This is a genomic window from Asticcacaulis sp. DW145 (assembly GCF_037101385.1).
Taxonomy (GTDB): domain Bacteria; phylum Pseudomonadota; class Alphaproteobacteria; order Caulobacterales; family Caulobacteraceae; genus Asticcacaulis; species Asticcacaulis currens.
Map to the genome: position 1 here is coordinate 312,442 of NZ_AP029026.1, position 18,079 is coordinate 330,520.

Consider the following 18,079-nt stretch of genomic DNA (forward strand, 5'->3'; position numbering starts at 1 on the left):
TACGCGCGTCGGCTTTTTATTAGTCCTGATGTGGCATGAGCTTTAATCAAGGCTACACGCCATCGTCGGCACATTTGCGTATGTGGGAACCATTTGTCTTGGGCCGCCTCGCGCCCAAACCGGCCCTTTGGGACGACCTGCAAATTCTCGAAACCGGACATGGTTGAGAAATGTTTCGGGGCCCAGGTTGGCGTTAGCGGACAGGGGCGCCGACATTCCCTTTTATCCCGCGCGCCTTTAGCAATGCGGGCAGGACGACACCTGCCATGATCTTGTTGGGAGGGGCTGCGCCCGTGTTGTAACGCGATCCGGTGAAGACGGCGATCAGGTCGAGTTCCGGGACGATGTAAATCTTCTGGCCGCCGTTGCCTTGCGCAGCACTCATATAGACGCGACGCGGACCATCTGGCGTTTCAACGCGTAACCACATGCGCCACCAAAGATAGCCGTAAGCCGTGTTCTCGACGGTGCTGAGAGACGACAACGACTCCTTCACCCACGCGGCGGGCAGGACCTGCGCCTTACCCCAGCGCCCCTCATTCGCATAAAGCATACCGAACTTCAGCATGTCGCGCGGGCGCATGGACATCATGCCAAAGGTTTTATCGGCGTTGGTCAGGTCGTGATTCCAGACCCAGTCGGTCCGGCGGATACCCAATGGCCCAAACAAGTGTTCCTGGGCATAATCAGGCAGAGTGCGACCCGTCACCTTCTCTACAATTCGACCTGCGAGGAAAGTAGCGCCCGTACAGTAGTGACCCACCGTACCGGGCGCTTCGACCATTTTCAGGTCAACCATGACACGGATCCAGTCCGCAGTGGGGTAGAGTTTACTCTCGCTCCCCGCAGAACTCGCCGAATAGTCGTTGCAGTCGAGACCCGACTGTAAGGTGAGCAGGTGGCGCAGGGTGATCGCAGACTTACGCGGATCGGGATTAGCAATGTCGGCGTAGCCGAGCCTGGGCAGGACGGGCTCGTCCAAAGAGATTGCACCATTAGCGACGGCCGCGCCCACAACGGCCCCGACAACCGACTTGGTCGCAGAACGCATCTGGTGCGGCGTGTTGCGGTCATAGCCGTAGAAATACTCTTCCAGCACGAGCTTGCCGCCCTGAAAGATGAGAACCCCGTCAACGTCAGGCCATGTCTTGTCGAGCACGCCGGCCACAATGCGATTTGCAGCCTCCGTGCCAAGAGCGGATTTGGCGACATCGCCCACGGAGATGCCGTCCCTCAAGTTGCGTGGCACCTTATAGCGGTAGGGCGGCGAACCCGCCGGGCGGGGCCGGAAGCCGGCTTCAGTCAGGGCGGTGATGCGCGGGGACAAACGCGGATAGCGGCCAGAATTGTCCTCGACAGAGTTGACCACCCCATCAGCGCCACGGTGGAAGATAACATCCGCCCCGCCTCCGTTGATAAAAACATCGGCTGACTTGCGACGCAGAGGATACTTGCCGCCGTCGATCACTGCGTACAATCCGTCGGGAGGGGCAGCGATCTCCATGATGCCGCCCTGGTAGGTATAGGTCCCAACGAACTCGGTCAGCGGCGGAAGTTTAGACGCCGGGGGCTGTGCCGCTACCGTCGTTGGTTGAGCCTGAGCAACAACAGCCGTGTTACAAGACGCCAAAACAAGGGCGAGGATGATCGCCTTGGCGAGTGTTGAATGGCGCATGCGTTCTATTTCGGCTGGAGAGGCGTCGGCGAACCGTCGTCAGGTTTAAAGGAATTTTCGACAACGCCACATCAAACCGTACCTATTGATTTGCTCAATACGCAACTATCTGAAAACCTGGCTCAGGGTCAAATTACATGAGAGTAAGTGTCTGCCGAAACTAGATTTTCAGGCGGTCCAACGCAATCCGGGCAAATCGCGAGAGAGTCCATTGAGAACGCTTTCTTAGATGCAAGTGATGCCGAGTTCGTACCGCCGGAAGGTGCTCAATCCGGACATCTGAACACCTGTTAAAGCACAACCCTGAAAGCTGACATCGATGAGAGAGTTCTTGCCGCCCTGCCCCCAATGTGAGGTGTGAAGACCCCATCGCTCACTTTTTCCGCGCGCTCGCCATCTAAGAACGCATTCGGACTACCTTCGACAAACGCCTGATTAACTGGCTAAGGTCATCTCCCTAAAAAATAGTGCTTGCAATTAATCATGCACGACCACATACCTTGCATCACAAAGCAACATGTGACGCACTATGATTTCATCCGACAAAACCTCCGACACGCGACGAACCCAGCTTTACAAGGGTGTTCTGGATCTGGCGCTCCTCAGTTTGCTGGATGAAGGGCCGCAATACGGCCTGCGAATTCTCGACCAGTTGCGCGAAGGTGCGGGATTGGACCTCTCTGAAGGCACGTTGTATCCGTTGCTTCACCGCCTGAATAAGGCCGGGCTGATCCTGTCGGAGTGGCGGCACGAGGCCGATGCTTCACACCCGCGCAAATACTATGCGCTGACGGCGCAAGGTCAGGCGGAACTCCTTGCTCAACGCCATGACTGGCTGACCCTTACTCAAAACCTGAACGCTTTTCTCTTGCGGAGATCGTCATGAACGACGCTGGCACCATCCACACTTGGCTGAACGATCTTGAACGGGCGCTGGCGGATCTGCCAGAAGCCAGCCGCCGCGATATCGTCAGTGAAGCGCGCGCGCATCTCGAGGACCGGGTGGCCGCGGGCCTATCAGCCAGCTCTGCACTGCATGGGTTCGGCACCGTCAAGGCCTATGCCAGTCCCTTCATTGAGGACTATCTGTTGTCGCGGGCCATCTCGTCAAACCGCAGCTTGCACATGATCAGAGCCCTGATCACCTATTGCGCCAAAAGCGCCATTGCCTTTGTCGGCCTGACCTTCACGGCGGCCTTTGCGGGTTTGACGCTGGTCAATCTGCTGTGGCTAATCGACAAGATTACCAACCCCGACGAGGTAGGTTACTTCACCACGACCGGCGACCACAACTACATAGGGCGCCTGCCCGCCAGTGCCGTCGATGTCACAGAGCACCTTGGGGCCTGGTGGTATGTTCTGACAATCTTTGGAATTATTCTTTCGCTGTTCCTGGCTAGGCTTTGTCTGCGCCTGTCGGGCTTTGCCATTGTGCGGGCCCGCTCAAAATCGGCTTAAGACGAGAGCCCCTCAAGTCTGACCTAATCCCTTAAACCGCCGGACACCGGAAACTCTGCGCATCGCGTGAGAGCCCGCGGTTGTGCGCGCAAAATTCCACAGGACACCTGACATGAAATGGCACCACCCGCCCTATGCGGCGCTTCTGGCCACAACCGCTCTGGCTCTGAGTTTAGCTGGCCCGGTTGCCGCGCAGGACACGACTGAAAAACCGAAGTCAAAGCCGGAGAAAGCCAAGTCAGACAGCGATCTTGAAACCGTGACAGTGACGGCTGCCAAACCGGCTCGCAAGATCGACCGCGATGTCTATGATCCCAAAACCGATCCAGCCACTGCGACATCGAGTGCCGCTGAGGCCCTGAATAAAGCGCCAGGCGTCAATGTCGATCCGGAAGGGAATGTGACCCTGCGTGGCAATTCCTCCGTGCAAATTCTGGTAGATGGTAAGCCATCGGCAATGATGCAGGGCAATTTTCGCGCCATTACCCTGCAATCCCTGCCCGCCGATGCTATCGCCTCTATTGAGGTTATGACCACGCCGTCCGCTCAATTCAGCGCAGATGGTGGCGGTGGCATCATCAATATCGTCATGAAGAAAAACCGGAGCCTTCGCCCAATCCTGGGGGTACGGCTAGGGGCCGGTAATGAGGGCCGTTATAATGCAAGCGTCAATGCAGGTGTCGCCAAAGGCCGGTTCACCTTCAATGGTAGCCTGAACCTAAATCGGGATACCCGCCAACCCGAGTTTTACGTCAACCGTGAACGCTATTCACAAGCAGGCACAATGCGCTTCAGCGGCCTCAGTGACATGCCTCAGTCAACCGACAGCTATGGCTTTATCGGTGCCGTCGGCTTTAATGCCACCAATACCGATGCATTGGGATTAGAGGTGACGCTAAACCAATCCGACTATAGATCCAGAGGCGATAGCCGCTTCGAAGACCACGATTCTATGGGGCAATTGACCACCCGATACCAGAGCCGTGACGACCGCCGCAATGATAGCCAGCAAGGATCGGTACGTTTTAGCTATAGTCATGACGGAGACACAGAAGGGGAAAGCTTCAAGGCAGACCTGCGGCAAAACCGCAGCACGCAATCGAGCGAAAACCTGTCGGATTATAACTTTTCAACCGCGTCCCAAAACCGGCGAACCTTGCGATCCGGTGACAACACCCAGAACACGCTGGCCATGAGCATTGATTATAATCGTCAACTCTGGGGCGGGGTTTTCACCTCCGGCCTGGAACTGAGCGCCAATGCGGCGAAAACCAACAATGCCGAGCACGATATCAGCCTGACCACGGGTGCGCGCACACTGGATACCCGCCGCAGCAACGTCTATGAGGTCGATCAGGACCAGATCGAGGGCTACGTCACCTATCAAAAAGCCATCGGTGTTCGTTGGACGGTACTCAGCGGCTTGCGGCTTGAAACCACGAACCTGACCCTTAATCAGGTGACCACCCGAGCTTCTGTAGCGCAGCGCTATAGCCACCTCCACCCCAGCTTTGCCGTGCAATACCTGCTAAGCGAATCCTCAAAACTAAGATACAATTACGGACACCGCATTACCCGCCCGAATGCCGGCGACCTCAATCCCTTCGTCATCTATTGGGACGACCGCAATGCTCGTTCAGGTAATCCTGATCTGAAACCCTCAGAAACGCACCTCAATGAGTTGCGCTACGAATACAGTAACCGCGCCAAGAATCTCAACTTCACAGCCACCTGGTTTTACAAAAAGAACGAAAATGTCTTTGTCGAACGCAGTACCTATATTGACGATAATGTCTATCTAAGCCGGCGGGAAAATGGCGGTGACGGCATGGAAAACGGCCTTGACCTGATGTATAACCGCCGTTTTGGGTCGAAGTGGGATGTCAACTTACAAACCACGTTCAAGCATGAGCAGCGACCGCCGCGATCATCTAGCTTCACGACAATCACTGAGGCGGATTCGCTCACAGGCAGCGTGCGCATCGGCTATCGGACGTCAACTAAGGGGCAAGTGCAGGTTTCGCTCAATGCCGCTGGCAAGCAACTTACAGGTCAGGGCTATTCCGAACCGACCCATCGCTGGAGCGTAAGCTACAGTCGGCGGATAAACGGTAAGTTGACCGCCACAGCCAATCTTCAGGACCACTCAATGTCGCGCAGCATTATCGAAAACGAGGCCGGGCGCACGGTCACTGAATTGAACCTGGGCGGCCTCAACGTCATGTTCGGCTTGCTCATCAATCCGTTCGGCCTCAGCGGGAACCGGCGGTAGCCAAGACTGAACGCCTCCAACTTCAACAATGCGCCCATTGCGGACATTTCTGGTACGATAGGCGTTACCGCCCGAAAGCGGACAAAAGCCTCCGGCTATGGCCGAAGTAGTCCCGACAAAATCTCATCTGCGTGGGGCAAGCATCGGTGAGTTGAAACGTCGATTTTATCCGGCCGCATCACTACGGTCTCCAGTTGCGTCCTGATGAATTCGTCTAAAACATCGAGCGACGTGGTGCGTTCGCGTTCAGCGCGTGAGCTCTTTGACTCGATCAATGTAGAGAGTACCTCGAGAAATCCTTCATCCAGCGCCAATCCCGCACAGAGATTGTGTATGTCCATCGGTGGGAGGTCCGTCCGCGTGTTCAACCACCTGAGCATCAGACTAGGCCGCAGAGCGTAACAGTATCGCTTGATGGTTGCGCCATCCGGCGTCTGCATCTGATTCAATGAAGTGCGGCAGAGCCGATCATAGTGATAGCGGAATTGATCCCGTACGGAGACTTGCACCGCAATGCTATGGATGGCTGAGGTCGCCTCCTCGTCCCGAGCGTAAATGATTGGCGATGTGAGCCACTCATGCAGAACGGGGTTAGACGACAAAGCCAGCCTCAGCGCCTTACGAAGATCCCATCCATTGAGGTCAAGTGGGACACCCAAGACCGGGTCGTCGAGCGTCGGTGTCTCGATGACGTCGCGCCATTCCCGTATCGACAAATAATCAGATTGCGGGCGCACATAAACGAAACGAACATCGTAATCGCTATCTGCTGAAGGAAATCCCCACGCTCGGCTACCCGATTCGATCGCAAATAGAATACGCACACCCTCGCGGGCCGCGAGCGATTCCAGACGTGAGCGGATATAGGCGTGGGCGTCGGCTGATATTTTTGAGGGCAAGATCATAGGAACGCTCCTCTCACGATCCTGCCGTGCAGATCGGCAATAAAATCGTCGACCAGACCCTCGGGTGCCCTCTCGGGAAGGTCGCACCTAGCGGCTGCGGCCTCAACAGCTTCGAGTAGCCGTTCGATCTCCTCGCCGACGACCTTATAAGGCACCTCGGCCTGTTTGATAGCAAGCAGGTGCTCTGCTTCCGGTCGGGGAAAGGCGATGCGCTGGGTGTCGAGAAACTCGACCGCCTGACGGGCAATGCGCACAGCGTGAGACATAGCTTTCCAGTCAACGCCCTGATTGGCTTCAGCTGCGCGGGTGCGCTCGCCGAATTCGTTGTACAGGTTTTCAGCCATCGCCCGCGCGGCTTTAATCGAGGCCGCGAAGATTGCCTTCTTCCCCGCCACATCGAAATACGTAGCCAGGTAGCCATCTGCTTCGGGCAGTTGAACGATCCGCAACAACGGATGCTGCGCGGTCAGGGTCTGCAACTCCGCCGCCGCAACCGCCAGCTTTGCGTTTGCGCCGTAGCGAGCTTCGAGAGTGCGTAGGCCTTCAAGCGCAAGGCGCACTGCTCCTAGACGCTCACCCTTGACACCGTATTTGCGGGCCTGCTGACGGCAGTAACCCACAAAGGCCGTCGTCTGGCGGCTGAATAGGCGCGGCGCGAGCGCCCTGATCTCCAACCACACTGGATGCGGCGGATCGAGGTGCACGGCATCGGGCGCGAACAGCATGTCAAGAGCGACCGTCTGGCCGTCGGCCAGAAGTTCAAGGAACTTCGCCGGCGAATAGGCCTCGAAATCGACATCATTCGCCGTGTTCTTCTCGCCTGGCGCTTTATCGCGTCCACCGGTCACAGCCGGGCGAACCCGTTGCAGCAGAATATCGCGGGCGCTGGGCCAATAAATGGCCTTGACGTCAAGATCAGATTCTGGCGTCGCCGTGCCGTAGAGGTGCGAGCCGAAGGTGATGCGCATGATTGTCTTCATCGATACCTCACAGGCGCGGGTCCACAGGTTCACTCTCCAGCGCCAACACGCCGAACACCGCCTCGTGCACACGATAAAGCGGCTCGCCGGCGACAAAGCGTTTCAGGGCCTCGTAACCGAGCGCGTATTCGCGCTGCGCAAGGGCGCGCTTACCGCCGACATTTCGGGCTTTGAGCCGGGTTAAGTTTTCTGGGGCTGTATACTCAGCGCCATAGATGATGCGCAGATATTCGCGCCCCCGACATTTGATACCGGGCTGGATTAGTCCCTTGGCCCCCTTCTGTGTAAAGGCTAGCGGTTTGACGACCATGCCTTCCATACCTGCGGTGGTTTCCGTCTCCCACCATGCGGTCGCAGCGGCCACCTGCGTGTCACTGGAAAGGTCTATGACCCGCCGCTCGGTACGCTTCACAAACGACGGATCGGCGGCGCACAAGGCATCAATCACCTCCAGATGCCAAAGGTGGTCGCGGTCCATGTTGAACGATCCTTCGTGCGCCAATACGTGGAATGGCGCGATGCGATAGTCATCTAGCGACGAAACGTCCCAGCAATAACGGCGATAGGCGTCGCGATAGCCCACAGCCATATCAGCGCGCGCCGTCATCTTGTCAGCCAACTCTGTCTGCCCGGCCTTAGCCAGCAGGGTCGCCGCAATAGGCAGGATGTGCGTCGATGCCGCACCAACCGGCGCATATTGCTGCTCCAGCAGGGCCAGCGCCTTGGCCGACCACGGCAGCAATTCGGCGTCTATGCACAACCAGTCGGTAGAAAGGCTGTTCCACAGTCCAGCCTTTTCCACTGCATCGGCGAGCTTTTGCAGAAAAGCCTGTTCAAGAGGCTTTTCGCTGAAGAAGGCGCGTCCGGTGCGGGTATAGATCGTCCCCAGTCCCGCCGCTTCGGCACCGAAGCGGCGCCGCACGGCCTCGGCATCGCGGCCGACCACGGCGATAGCGCGCGAGCCCATGTGCTTTTCCTGAGCTATAACGCGATCGACTCCCTGTTTGTGGTAATAGGCGAAGGCCTCTGTCGGATGTTCCAGCCACTCGGCTAACGCGGAGGTCTCCGACGGTGACATGGTCGGGGGCAAATAGATAAGCAGGCGCGGATCGACGGCGAAACGGCTCATGACCTCAAGCGCGGCCATGGCGTTTTCTTCACGGATGATGATGTTTCGAGCCAGATCGGTTTCGACGACACGTTTGCCAGTTACATCCTCCAGATCGAGCATGTCAGCAGGGCGGCTTTGGATGCGGTGACCGATAGGGCGCACCGGTTCGGCATAGATTTGCGCCGCCTCGACCTGGACGATCTCCTTTTCCGGATAGCGCAGCGCCGTCAGCTTGCCGCCGAAGACACAACCCGTATCGATATTGATCGTACGGTTGAGCCATTCGGGCTCCGGCACGGGCGTGTGACCATAGACCAGCATCGTCTCACCGCGATAATCCTTGGCCCAGTTGTGGCGCACCGGCAGGCCGAATTCGTCGGTCTCCCCCGTCGTTTCGCCGTACATGGCGAAGCTGCGGATGCGCGGCGACCCGCGTCCGATATAGTGCGCCTTGAGGCCCGCGTGTGAAACGGCCAGCTTACCGCCGTCGAAAACGTAGTGGCTAATCAGACCATCGAGGAAATCGGTGGCCCGACGACGGAATTCCGGCGTCTCGCGTGCCAATTGCTCCAGCGATTCCGCCAGACCGTGCGCGACCTTGACGTCGCGTCCTTCGAGTGCCCGCTTCAGCTTGTCGTCGTGGTTGCCGGTGACGCAGAACGCCACGCCCGAATCGACCATGTCCATGACCAGCCGTAGTACCTCCGGTGTCTTCGGTCCGCGATCCACCAGATCGCCGACGAAGATCAGGCGCCGTCCGTCCGGATGCGATGCGCGGTAAGGGTCACGCCCCTCTATGACATAGCCCAACTTCAGCATGAGGGTGTGCAGTTCGTCGAAACACCCGTGGACGTCGCCGATGATATCGAACGGCCCGGTCTCGGTCCGTTTGTCGGGCCATAGGGGTTGGCGCGCGATACGCACGGCGTCGATTTCCTCCGGAGTATGAAGGACCGTTACGTGGCTGAAACCCTCCTTGCGCAGGCCTTTGAGCGAACGGCGCAGCGAATCCGCCTGCCCCCAGACGACGCCCTTGCCGAAGTTGCGATCAGGACGCGCCTTGTTCCGCTCAAGGCACAGTTCGCGCGGCAGATCGAGGACGATGGCTACAGGGATAACGTGGTACTGGCGCGCCAGAGTTATAAGACTACGGCGGGCTTCGGGCTGGACATTGGTAGCGTCGATCACAGTTAGCCGCCCCGCCGCCAGACGTTTGGCGGCGATGAAGTTCAGCACCTCGAAGGCGTCCTTCGTTGCCGTCTGATCGTTTTCGTCGTCGGATACCAGCCCCCGGCACCAGTCGGACGAGATGATCTCGGTCGGCAGGAAATGCTTGCGCGCAAAAGACGATTTGCCCGAACCGGACGCGCCGATCAGAAGAACCAGCGACAGATTGGGTAGAGTAATCAGTTTCTCAGTCATTATAGTTTCCTGAAAATCCCGGCCTGGGTCGGTGCGCCAAGGCGCTCATCGACTTGACCGATCGTGTCGAAGGTCACGGCGTAGCCGAAGCGTACCGCGGTTGCTTGCGCCCAGGCCTCAAACTCGGCCCGCGTCCATTCGAACCGATGATCAGGGTGACGGAACTTGCCCGAAGGCAGGTTCTCGAATAGGGCATTATATTCGGCATTCGGCGTGGTCAGAATGACCACCCCAGGTTTGGCGTACTCGAAAAGAGATCGCGCGAAGGCGTCCACCCGATCAGGCTCGAGGTGTTCGATCACCTCGATTACGGTAGCCGCATCGTATCCGGTCAGGCGCTTGTCACGATAGGTCAGGGCCGATTGCATAAGCGTGATACGCTGCTGCTGAAATTCCGGCATACGGTCAAAGTTCAGCCGCTCCCTCGCAATCTCCAGCGCCCGAACCGAAACGTCGCAGCCGCTGATCCGGTCGAAATCGATGTCTTTCGCCATCAGTCCGATCAGTTTGCCTTCGCCGCATCCCATATCGACGACGGACTTGGCCCCCAGCCGCTTGAGCGTGGCGATCACCCACTCCAGACGCTGCTGATTGAGGTTGATCTTGCGCTCCAAAGTCTCTTCCTGACCGCCTTCGCGCACCGGATCGGGCTCGGACGTTCCATCGGAAAGGCGCTCCATGGCCTGCGCCGTGAGGCCTTTAAAACTCTTGAGATAACGCCGTGCGATTAGCTCCTTGTCAGGGTGGGCGTCGAGCCAGCCTTCGCCGTGGCGCAGCAGTTTCTCCACCTCGTCGTCTCCGATCCAGTAGTGCTTGTCCTGATCGAGGACGGGAATCAGCACATAGAGGTGCCTCAGAATGTCGGCCAAACGCGCCTTGATCGACAAGGTAACGTCGAAATAGGCGCTGTCGCCCCACGCTGGAAAGGCCTCATCAAGCGCCAGCCGTTCGGCGCAAACAGCGTAGCCCAGCGGCTCGAACAGGCGCCGGAGCACCGTCTCCCCGCCCCGGCACGGCAGAACCGGTAATCGAATCTCGTAAGGGATTGCAGTATCGGCCAGCTCTTGACGGTCCTTCGACCGGCCAGTCATGGCGGTACGGAAAAACTGACCCAAGGCCACGCTCAGAAACGACGACGCGACATAGGGCCGGTCATTGACATATTGCTCCAGCGCAAAGCCTTCGCCCGACGGCCCGCTCTTGCGCACCAGCCCGATCGGATCGACCTCCAGCAACAGGGCTGCCGTGCACAGGTCCTCGCGCGCTTCCGGATAAAAGACGTGCGCCTGCCCGAAACCGAAGGCCTGACTATGCAGGCGTTGCGGGTTCTTGTGCAGCAAATAGCCCAGATCGGTAGCGGGTCTGTGCGTGGTCGAAATCGTCAGCAACATGGAGATTGTCCATACGAAAAAGCCCTTTTGATCAGGTCAAAAGGGCCGCGAATATCAAGAAATGAAAGGAAGAAACCTATCGATCCTGGGGCACAGCCTTTTGCGCACGTGGCAACGGTTCGCTCTGATTTTGGCGAAAGGTCACGACAGCAAAGGGACGTGCAATCTGGGTCATGAAGGTTGTATCGGTAATTTCTATGCGACCGTCAAGTGAAACGGTATTTTGGGTTGAAATGACACACCCCAACTCAGTCCCGATTGCCGTCTATCTTCGAAGTTCGGTTTCAGCGACTTGCATTCATGATATGCTGTGTCCATGCATAAGCGAGTTGCGGTGGGAGGGCCGGCGGAGAACCCGTCATGTCTGAAGATCCCAACCACCCTCATGCTCAGCCTTGGAACAAGGGCCTACTAGTGGGCCAAAAGAAGCCACTCCAGCCCAAACACGTGTGGTCTATTCGCGTCAGACTTGAATTGAGCAAGTCGCCAAGAGACCTTGCGCTCTTCAACCTGGCCATAGACAGCAAACTGAGAGCCTGCGACCTTGTGCGTTTACGAGTGAATGATCTTTGTCAATCAGGCAAGGCCCGTGATCGGGCTACAGTCATTCAACAGAAAACGGGTAAGCCCGTTAAGTTTGAAATCACAGAACACACGAGGCTCGCGGTTGAGAAATTGCTCGCGCATTTGCCAGCGGGCGGAACCGGATATTTGTTCCCGGGGCGGTCCAAACAACGGCCTCATATTTCTACAAGGCAATACTCGCGGATTGTTCACTCGTGGGTCGAAAGTATCGGACTGGAGACAACCATGTACGGCACCCATACTCTGCGACGAACGAAGGCCGCACAGTTGTATCGGAAGACCGGCAACCTACGCGCAGTGCAACTCCTGTTGGGTCATACCAAGTTGGAGAGTACAGTTAGATATCTCGGCATAGAGGTGGATGACGCACTGGAAATGGCTGAACAGATCGACCTGTGAGACACAACAGGCGCTCGGTCGCAATTTGCCGCCGAGCGCCCGAAGCGGCCATTCGACGGACGTTCATCCGCCAGCTCCCATTGCGGACAGCGCGAAAGGCCCAATTACCTGAGCGCATACGCAAAACACAAAATGAGTTGCGCGTCTCTCAATTGAGATACATACTGGTGCGCGAGAGGAGGCTCTTATGGCCCAGACTTCAATGCTTCACGTTCGCGTTGATGACGAACTCAAAGCCGCTGCCGCTGAGAAACTAGCTGACTTCGGCCTAACTATCTCCGATGCTGTTCGCATCTTGCTTACTCGCGTCGCAAAAGACGGCGGCCTGCCAGTTGGACTCATGACTTCACAAGAGGCCTACGATGACTGGTTTAAAGCGAAGGTCTATGAAGCTCTTGAGGAAGAAGGTTCCGGCATCAATCATCAAGAGGTGATGGACGAAACCCAAGCTCTTATCGATAGGAAGCGTCGTGCTGGCGCTTGAATGGCGTTCTGCAGCGCGCAAAGACCTCTTCGCGATAATCGACTACATCTCAGATAATAATCCGGACGCCGCGCAACGGCTGAAGGAGCTCATAGAAACGAAGATCGCAAAGCTTCAGACCCGGCCCAAACTGTTTCGGCCGGGCCGAGTGCCGGGAACGCGCGAAATGATAGTCCACCCCAGCTACGTTGTCATTTACACTTTCGACGCTGAGAAGGTTTCAATTTTGAGAGTCCTACATACCGCAAGGAAATGGCCTGCGAGCTAAAATTTTGTCGCCCCAGCGCCCAAAGCCGACATTGGCGCAGATTGCGCCCAACACCCGAAAGCGGACCTCGGGCAATGCTCGTCATCGTAAGTGCACCGTCCTCATAAAGCTCTTGGCAATCTCCACCGCTCGATCACGCGTTATCCCGTCACGTTGATCAACAAACAATGGATGATCTACTTCTTGGACGAAAATTTTAGGCCGTTGTCCTTCACCCGCCCAGCTTACATCGCAACCCAGGTGCTCATGTGGCTGATCCGGGGGACATTTATTATAAATCGGCATTGTCACAGCCAGCCAACCAAAAGTTACGACGTCGGACTGATCTTCAGCGAACGTTTCAACATAACGGTAAAAATTTTCACGCGATTGCGTAACCCACACACCCCAACAAAATGGGTCTTTCATTCCAAGAATTGGGATATCCAACGTAGCGCGAATAGCAAAAATATCGTCCGAAGAATCTTCAACTCGGCCTTTAATATGGCAGAGATCGGTATCGATCGTAATTCTCTCGTCCCGATCATTTTCGGGAATGTCAAAATAATAGCTCGGCTTCAAATAGGCAAATGAAGGTGAGCCACTGTACGTTTTGCCACAGCACGCGCACTGGTAACGTAATTTCTTTTTAAAAAAGCCGAACACTTCTTCCCCTCAATCTAATCTGTTTCTTTTTTGGCCGCCACTCAAGGCCATGCAATTACGGTAAGTTTAGGCCGCGTTGCACCCCATACCGGAACTAAAAGAGTTGTGGTTAGGATAGTGGCCCTGCGGCGGGTCGACGATGTGCCGCCCCTCGGCTAATCGAGAACCATGGAATGGGTTATTCATCGGCGCTCTGTTTTCGACGAGATGAATATTATCAGCCACAAAACCCAAACGGCAAAAACTCCGAACAATGGCTTTCCAAAACTACCGTAGCCGTTGTTCAGCAACCAAACACCGGAATAAAAAATAGCAAACGCAACCGCTATGCCGCCAAACAATGTCAACACACCCATTAGGTGTATCGGTGTAGCGCTGCCAAACCAAGTCCACCTAAACCAATACTCTTTATGCTTTTCCATGATCCCCTCGTTCTCAGATCTCGCCCCAGCAAGACTTGGCGCCTGTCTTACGGAAACCTATGACTTTCAAACCGTCAAAACTGAACCGCCTGCTCTCAGGCAGGTAAGCGCCCTCTTCGGACATTGTGAGCTAGAGGACTGTCTCTCCCCTAATGCAGCCATTCGATGTACCTCACCTATCTAGCGCGAAGGCCGCATTGCAATAGTGTAGAGACACAATTTGCACTGGCCCTTTAAAATAGCGGTTTTCACATTTAGGGTTTTCCCGGCTCGTTGAGCTGTGAAACGAGTGGGGGATGGCGTGGTGGTGGATGTAATTCATATTCATGAAGACGCATGGGGAATGCGCAATTTGTATCCTGCAAGCGTCCGGGATGAAGTTGACGAAGATCTTTATAAAGCCGCAATGGCCGAAGAGAAAAACCGCGCTCCTTCAGGCATCGGCTACACGGACATTTATGTCGCCAAATCCCCGTCTGAGAACTACAGCACCCATGCGCTAAGCCTGGAGGCTGTCGGCATCGCGCTTAACCCGATTTTCCCGCGAGTTCGCGAATTCAACGCTACAACATACTCGGCAATGGTTGGCACAGAGCGCGATGCGTTCGGCTCATATGAAACCGATGCTTGGTGCTTTGGCATCGGGGCCGATTGCTTTGTAAAAATCGACGCGAATGGAGATTTCGTAAAAGATATTTGGTTTGATTTAACTACCGACGATCCGGACACGGCAATACTTTTGAGGAAAGCGATCATCGAAATCGACAAACTCGTTCCAAGCATAATTGCCGATTACTATCTGAATTTTTTAGGGTCTGCTTCTCAAGGTAGCGAGCTAGACCGATACTTCGACACGTTGGCGGAGCAACACCTTCAATCAAAACGTGCCTATTTAGAGTACCAAGAGCGTCAAATTCAGACGGCAACCGCACCCGGATTTTTTCGGAAGCTGGCCAGTCGTTTTGGCTTGCTGCGTTGATTTTCGTGATGTTCTTCAGGCACGCCTCGCAGGCGGAATGAACCTTACTCGTCAGCCTGGCGCCCAAGGCGGACATTCCAACAACTCTTACGAATCCCGAAAGCGGACCTTGAAGGACACTTCAGTTAATAATGGCGCTTAGGTTTCGGAATTAGTGCCGAACTAACAGCTCCAACGCGCGGGTTACTATCCAACGGTGTTCATCGGAGAGTCGCGACTCTGCGTCCTTGAGAGAGCGCCAAATCATGTCGCTAGCTATCCAGCTGATCACATCCTGTCGAGCTTTCTCGGAAACATCTGCCCAAAAACCAGCTTTTGAAATGTCTGGCAGAATCGAAGATGCGAGAGACGCGACCTGCGTCACGGCATGCTCGGATGAAAATGGTAACCAGTCGGAGAGCAACGTCGCCGGGTTCTCGCCGAGTCGGCAATTGGCGCAAAGAAAGGAATCCGCGTCGAATTTCTCTATGTCACCCTCCCGGGCGACAAGCCATGCTGTCCTAAGAAAATGACATATCGCGCCTCTTTCGACCAACGGCCATTCCAGCCATTGGCCATAGACTAGCGTGTTTGCAATTGCAGCTGGCTCAAGACCAACATATTCAGGCCGAAAAGATAGCTCAAAAATGCGGGGAAGGAAGTACTTGTAATCATTGAGAGTTCCTATGGTGTACAACGCTGACCCGGCGAAAGGGCCAAGCCTGTCTGCCGGCAGCTCGACGAGTGGCGCTGACTGAAGCGTCGCTAGAACCTTCATTGCGTCATGCTTAGGGGCAGCATCGAGTGACGTAGGAAGCCTGTACTCCTCAAATGCTGCATAGAGATCTGCGATTGCGACATTTAATTCGTCTTGACTAGGCATCTACCCCCTCCAAACTGGCTGTGAACGACCGGTACAAACGTCCATCGCCGACGTCACCCCCCCCTGACACCAAGCAGCAGAGCGCCCAAAGGAGAAGGTTCACGGTTAGAAAAAAATGCGCGCCCGAAACCGGACATTCCGCTTTCCAGACAACAACTGAATCAGAGTTAAAAAGTTGAACCCTACTTCCTCCCGCCAATGGGATCCGTTCTAAAATAGGCGTCATATGCGGGATGAGGAATTCCGAGGAGGGTGATTTCTATTTCACCTAAGGAATCGCTCGCATCGTCAATTCCGGCTCCCTCGCAATTGATAAGCCCAAACTCTGGCGACCGGACTGAAAGCTTCCATCTACTGCTTTCTTGGACCACACCATCTACCGTGACGGCGTGAAGTGCAGGACAATAGGCCAATGTTGGCTCGAAGACGCCCGCGGCGACACCCATGGCAGGGTCAACTTCGGTGAGGTCGGCGTGACCGATTAGCCTATCGCCATGGAAAACATCGACTTTCACAATCCATCGCCCCTATTGCCACCCTGCCGACTATCTATGGTGGAAATTTTGAACTTACTTCGGGTCAAAAAGCATTGCAAACACGGAAGGCGAAACGAATAACACCAGTGGCGGTGAATGCGAAAACGATAATTGCGCCCGCCGAAAAGCTCATCTCTAGCCAGCTTCGATTCCTCCACGCGAACCTAGCGGTCAGGAACAACCAAATGAGCATTGCGGCGAGGAGGCCTGCATAGACTGGCGCAGGGATTGGCTCCCTTCGCGTGTCAACTCATTCGCACCCACAGCCTCCGATAGAGTTAATGCTACTTGTGATGATCGGGGGCTAAACGGCACGCCATATGATGAATAGGGTTGATTTGCTCAATACCGGAAAAATGTAATGAATGAAGTCCAGCCGAGACGGCAACCAGTCTCAAATCCATCGGTAGCGTATCGATTTTTCGCGGCGTTCTTGGCCTGGCGACTAGCTCATATGTGCCGATCGATGTTTTGACGGTGCGGTGAATATCAGTCCAATCAAAAACATGAAGACCACGTCGTGCTAATCCTAAAAAGTCGTCGGGTCGGGGCACGGTTGTAAAAAGGGTTACTTCTGAGTCTTCGCGTAAATCAACAATACGATCTTCTACATCCTCGATATTGATGAGCTGGTCGACAAAAAGCTTTTCCGGTATCGGACCGCTTCCGCCGGTGATGAATGCAGCGAGTTGGTTGGCACCATCGCATGCGATCCAAACGCAATCGAAGCCTTTGGGGTAGGCTGCGCCTTTTGGGAATAGCTCAGTCATACTCGTCGTGATCGCTGGGTCTATCAGGAGATATCGCGCTCTTCGTGGGGAAATGGCAATAGGTCTTCAAGGCTAGCCTCAGCTTTGCGCCCTAACCGGACATCGCTAAGTCGGACCGATAGGCCTCCTGTTGGCGGACATTGCGATGATCGCGCTATCTAGTCACGAGTTAGGTGCTCCGGAAAACTCATAGCGGTTCAATCTGCTATTGAGGATTAGAGTGCCTATCACGGCATCGAACTAAATGGTGAGGACGAAGACACGGACGAGGCTGACCGCCCCATGCCAAGGGGGCAATAGAACAGGGTTTATCCCGCATGAGCTGCAGGCTGGATGGATAAAATCTTGAAATTTCGAATAGTTATATTAATATATCACAATAATTCATTAACGCTCTCGCTTAGACGTGGACTTAAAATAAGATACTATAAAGAATAAAAAAAATCCAAACAACCCATTCCAAATAGCAGGAATAGTTAACAGGTGTCCTATTTTTTCGGACTCGTGCACCCGAGCAATTACTACAGGAAGTCCTATATATATAACAATAAATATCTGAAAGGCATAAGCTTTCCAATAATTTTCCTTTAAGAAAATACCTCCGGTTCGGATATACCAATAGGTTTTTGATCTGGAAATAGGCATTCAAAATCTCACTTCTTCGCAAAAGTTTGCCTAAACCAATTTTTCGCAACTTCTACAAGCTTAGGCATATGGGTCGTCGTATTTTTGTACTTTGATGCACTGGCTCCCCCTTGTCTCAAGTCTACTGGTTCGTCGCGCAAGAACTTGTCGGGATTGGCTCATGCGGGCCGACGGCGTTCACGATCGTAGTGAACGGGGTGAAACCTTAACGCTGAACTTTTCTGCTATGCGGCGACGCCACGTTATCTCGGACTCCGGGTTCATCTGCTC

General features: G+C 55.1%; 16 protein-coding genes. 7 read left to right on the top strand and 9 right to left on the bottom strand.

The genetic code is table 11. The features are described 5' to 3' along the window. Positions 1–193: 193 nt before the first annotated feature. Positions 194–1,675 (bottom strand): serine hydrolase, encoded by a 1,482-nt coding sequence (locus tag AACH73_RS18390; protein ID WP_338736459.1) that lies wholly within the window; start codon positions 1,673–1,675, stop codon positions 194–196. Between the two features lie 529 nt (positions 1,676–2,204). Here AACH73_RS18390 and AACH73_RS18395 point away from each other — a divergent pair. The 3 genes from AACH73_RS18395 (at position 2,205) to AACH73_RS18405 (ending at position 5,405) form a co-directional block, all read left to right on the top strand. Continuing rightward, complete coding sequence (locus AACH73_RS18395; protein ID WP_338736460.1) at positions 2,205–2,561, top strand: PadR family transcriptional regulator; 357 nt, start codon at positions 2,205–2,207, stop codon at positions 2,559–2,561. Further along, positions 2,558–3,133 (top strand): hypothetical protein, encoded by a 576-nt coding sequence (locus AACH73_RS18400; RefSeq protein WP_338736461.1) that lies wholly within the window; start codon positions 2,558–2,560, stop codon positions 3,131–3,133. Before AACH73_RS18395 ends, AACH73_RS18400 begins: the two co-directional genes overlap by 4 nt. A 112-nt stretch (positions 3,134–3,245) precedes the next feature. Next, on the top strand, positions 3,246–5,405 hold the full coding sequence (locus AACH73_RS18405; RefSeq protein WP_338736462.1) for a TonB-dependent receptor: 2,160 nt from the start codon (positions 3,246–3,248) through the stop codon (positions 5,403–5,405). Positions 5,406–5,500: 95 nt separating this feature from the next. On the opposite strand, the gene AACH73_RS18410 is transcribed toward AACH73_RS18405, so the two are convergent. The 4 genes from AACH73_RS18410 to AACH73_RS18425 are packed head-to-tail and all read right to left on the bottom strand — an operon-like array spanning position 5,501 to position 11,214. Beyond that, the gene (locus tag AACH73_RS18410; protein WP_338736463.1) at positions 5,501–6,310 is read right to left on the bottom strand and encodes a nucleotidyltransferase domain-containing protein; all 810 of its coding nucleotides are present in this window, start codon (positions 6,308–6,310) and stop codon (positions 5,501–5,503) included. Continuing rightward, on the bottom strand, positions 6,307–7,290 hold the full coding sequence (locus AACH73_RS18415; RefSeq protein ID WP_338736464.1) for a nucleotidyltransferase domain-containing protein: 984 nt from the start codon (positions 7,288–7,290) through the stop codon (positions 6,307–6,309). The genes AACH73_RS18410 and AACH73_RS18415 overlap by 4 nt, the downstream gene beginning before the upstream one ends. A gap of 7 nt (positions 7,291–7,297) precedes the next feature. Continuing rightward, positions 7,298–9,823, bottom strand: a complete 2,526-nt coding sequence (locus AACH73_RS18420; protein ID WP_338736465.1) for a polynucleotide kinase-phosphatase — start codon at positions 9,821–9,823, stop codon at positions 7,298–7,300. After that, positions 9,823–11,214, bottom strand: a complete 1,392-nt coding sequence (locus AACH73_RS18425; protein WP_338736466.1) for a 3' terminal RNA ribose 2'-O-methyltransferase Hen1 — start codon at positions 11,212–11,214, stop codon at positions 9,823–9,825. Before AACH73_RS18425 ends, AACH73_RS18420 begins: the two co-directional genes overlap by 1 nt. A 360-nt stretch (positions 11,215–11,574) precedes the next feature. Between AACH73_RS18425 and AACH73_RS18430 the strand changes: the two genes are divergently transcribed. The 3 genes from AACH73_RS18430 to AACH73_RS18440 all read left to right on the top strand — a co-directional run bounded on the left by AACH73_RS18430 (position 11,575) and on the right by AACH73_RS18440 (position 12,950). After that, positions 11,575–12,198, top strand: coding sequence for a tyrosine-type recombinase/integrase (locus AACH73_RS18430; protein ID WP_338736467.1), 624 nt, complete (start codon positions 11,575–11,577; stop codon positions 12,196–12,198). A gap of 187 nt (positions 12,199–12,385) precedes the next feature. Further along, complete coding sequence (locus AACH73_RS18435; protein WP_338736468.1) at positions 12,386–12,682, top strand: type II toxin-antitoxin system RelB/DinJ family antitoxin; 297 nt, start codon at positions 12,386–12,388, stop codon at positions 12,680–12,682. Further along, positions 12,669–12,950 carry a type II toxin-antitoxin system RelE/ParE family toxin gene (locus AACH73_RS18440; RefSeq protein WP_338736469.1) on the top strand — a complete coding sequence of 94 codons (282 nt, stop codon included), beginning with the start codon at positions 12,669–12,671 and terminating at the stop codon, positions 12,948–12,950. The genes AACH73_RS18435 and AACH73_RS18440 overlap by 14 nt, the downstream gene beginning before the upstream one ends. 81 nt (positions 12,951–13,031) lie before the next feature. Here AACH73_RS18440 and AACH73_RS18445 read toward each other — a convergent pair whose 3' ends face one another. Next, positions 13,032–13,595 (bottom strand): DUF2199 domain-containing protein, encoded by a 564-nt coding sequence (locus tag AACH73_RS18445; protein WP_338736470.1) that lies wholly within the window; start codon positions 13,593–13,595, stop codon positions 13,032–13,034. A 182-nt stretch (positions 13,596–13,777) separates the two neighbouring features. Beyond that, positions 13,778–14,017 carry a hypothetical protein gene (locus AACH73_RS18450; RefSeq protein WP_338736471.1) on the bottom strand — a complete coding sequence of 80 codons (240 nt, stop codon included), beginning with the start codon at positions 14,015–14,017 and terminating at the stop codon, positions 13,778–13,780. A gap of 304 nt (positions 14,018–14,321) precedes the next feature. Between AACH73_RS18450 and AACH73_RS18455 the strand changes: the two genes are divergently transcribed. Continuing rightward, entirely contained in the window at positions 14,322–14,996 is a 675-nt protein-coding gene (locus AACH73_RS18455; protein ID WP_338736472.1) for a hypothetical protein, read from the top strand. 151 nt (positions 14,997–15,147) lie between these two features. Here AACH73_RS18455 and AACH73_RS18460 read toward each other — a convergent pair whose 3' ends face one another. Beyond that, positions 15,148–15,858, bottom strand: coding sequence for a hypothetical protein (locus AACH73_RS18460; RefSeq protein ID WP_338736473.1), 711 nt, complete (start codon positions 15,856–15,858; stop codon positions 15,148–15,150). Positions 15,859–16,678: 820 nt separating this feature from the next. Next, positions 16,679–17,164 (bottom strand): hypothetical protein, encoded by a 486-nt coding sequence (locus AACH73_RS18465; RefSeq protein WP_338736474.1) that lies wholly within the window; start codon positions 17,162–17,164, stop codon positions 16,679–16,681. Between the last annotated feature and the right edge of the window lie 915 nt (positions 17,165–18,079).

Bases quoted from the DNA above. Each gene is read 5' to 3' on its own strand.
- AACH73_RS18390 (WP_338736459.1), bottom strand. From the start codon at position 1,675: ATGCGCCATTCAACACTCGCCAAGGCGATCATCCTCGCCCTTGTTTTG.
- AACH73_RS18395 (WP_338736460.1), top strand. From the start codon at position 2,205: ATGATTTCATCCGACAAAACCTCCGACACGCGACGAACCCAGCTTTAC.
- AACH73_RS18400 (WP_338736461.1), top strand. From the start codon at position 2,558: ATGAACGACGCTGGCACCATCCACACTTGGCTGAACGATCTTGAACGG.
- AACH73_RS18405 (WP_338736462.1), top strand. From the start codon at position 3,246: ATGAAATGGCACCACCCGCCCTATGCGGCGCTTCTGGCCACAACCGCT.
- AACH73_RS18410 (WP_338736463.1), bottom strand. From the start codon at position 6,310: ATGATCTTGCCCTCAAAAATATCAGCCGACGCCCACGCCTATATCCGC.
- AACH73_RS18415 (WP_338736464.1), bottom strand. From the start codon at position 7,290: ATGAAGACAATCATGCGCATCACCTTCGGCTCGCACCTCTACGGCACG.
- AACH73_RS18420 (WP_338736465.1), bottom strand. From the start codon at position 9,823: ATGACTGAGAAACTGATTACTCTACCCAATCTGTCGCTGGTTCTTCTG.
- AACH73_RS18425 (WP_338736466.1), bottom strand. From the start codon at position 11,214: ATGTTGCTGACGATTTCGACCACGCACAGACCCGCTACCGATCTGGGC.
- AACH73_RS18430 (WP_338736467.1), top strand. From the start codon at position 11,575: ATGTCTGAAGATCCCAACCACCCTCATGCTCAGCCTTGGAACAAGGGC.
- AACH73_RS18435 (WP_338736468.1), top strand. From the start codon at position 12,386: ATGGCCCAGACTTCAATGCTTCACGTTCGCGTTGATGACGAACTCAAA.
- AACH73_RS18450 (WP_338736471.1), bottom strand. From the start codon at position 14,017: ATGGAAAAGCATAAAGAGTATTGGTTTAGGTGGACTTGGTTTGGCAGC.
- AACH73_RS18460 (WP_338736473.1), bottom strand. From the start codon at position 15,858: ATGCCTAGTCAAGACGAATTAAATGTCGCAATCGCAGATCTCTATGCA.
- AACH73_RS18465 (WP_338736474.1), bottom strand. From the start codon at position 17,164: ATGACTGAGCTATTCCCAAAAGGCGCAGCCTACCCCAAAGGCTTCGAT.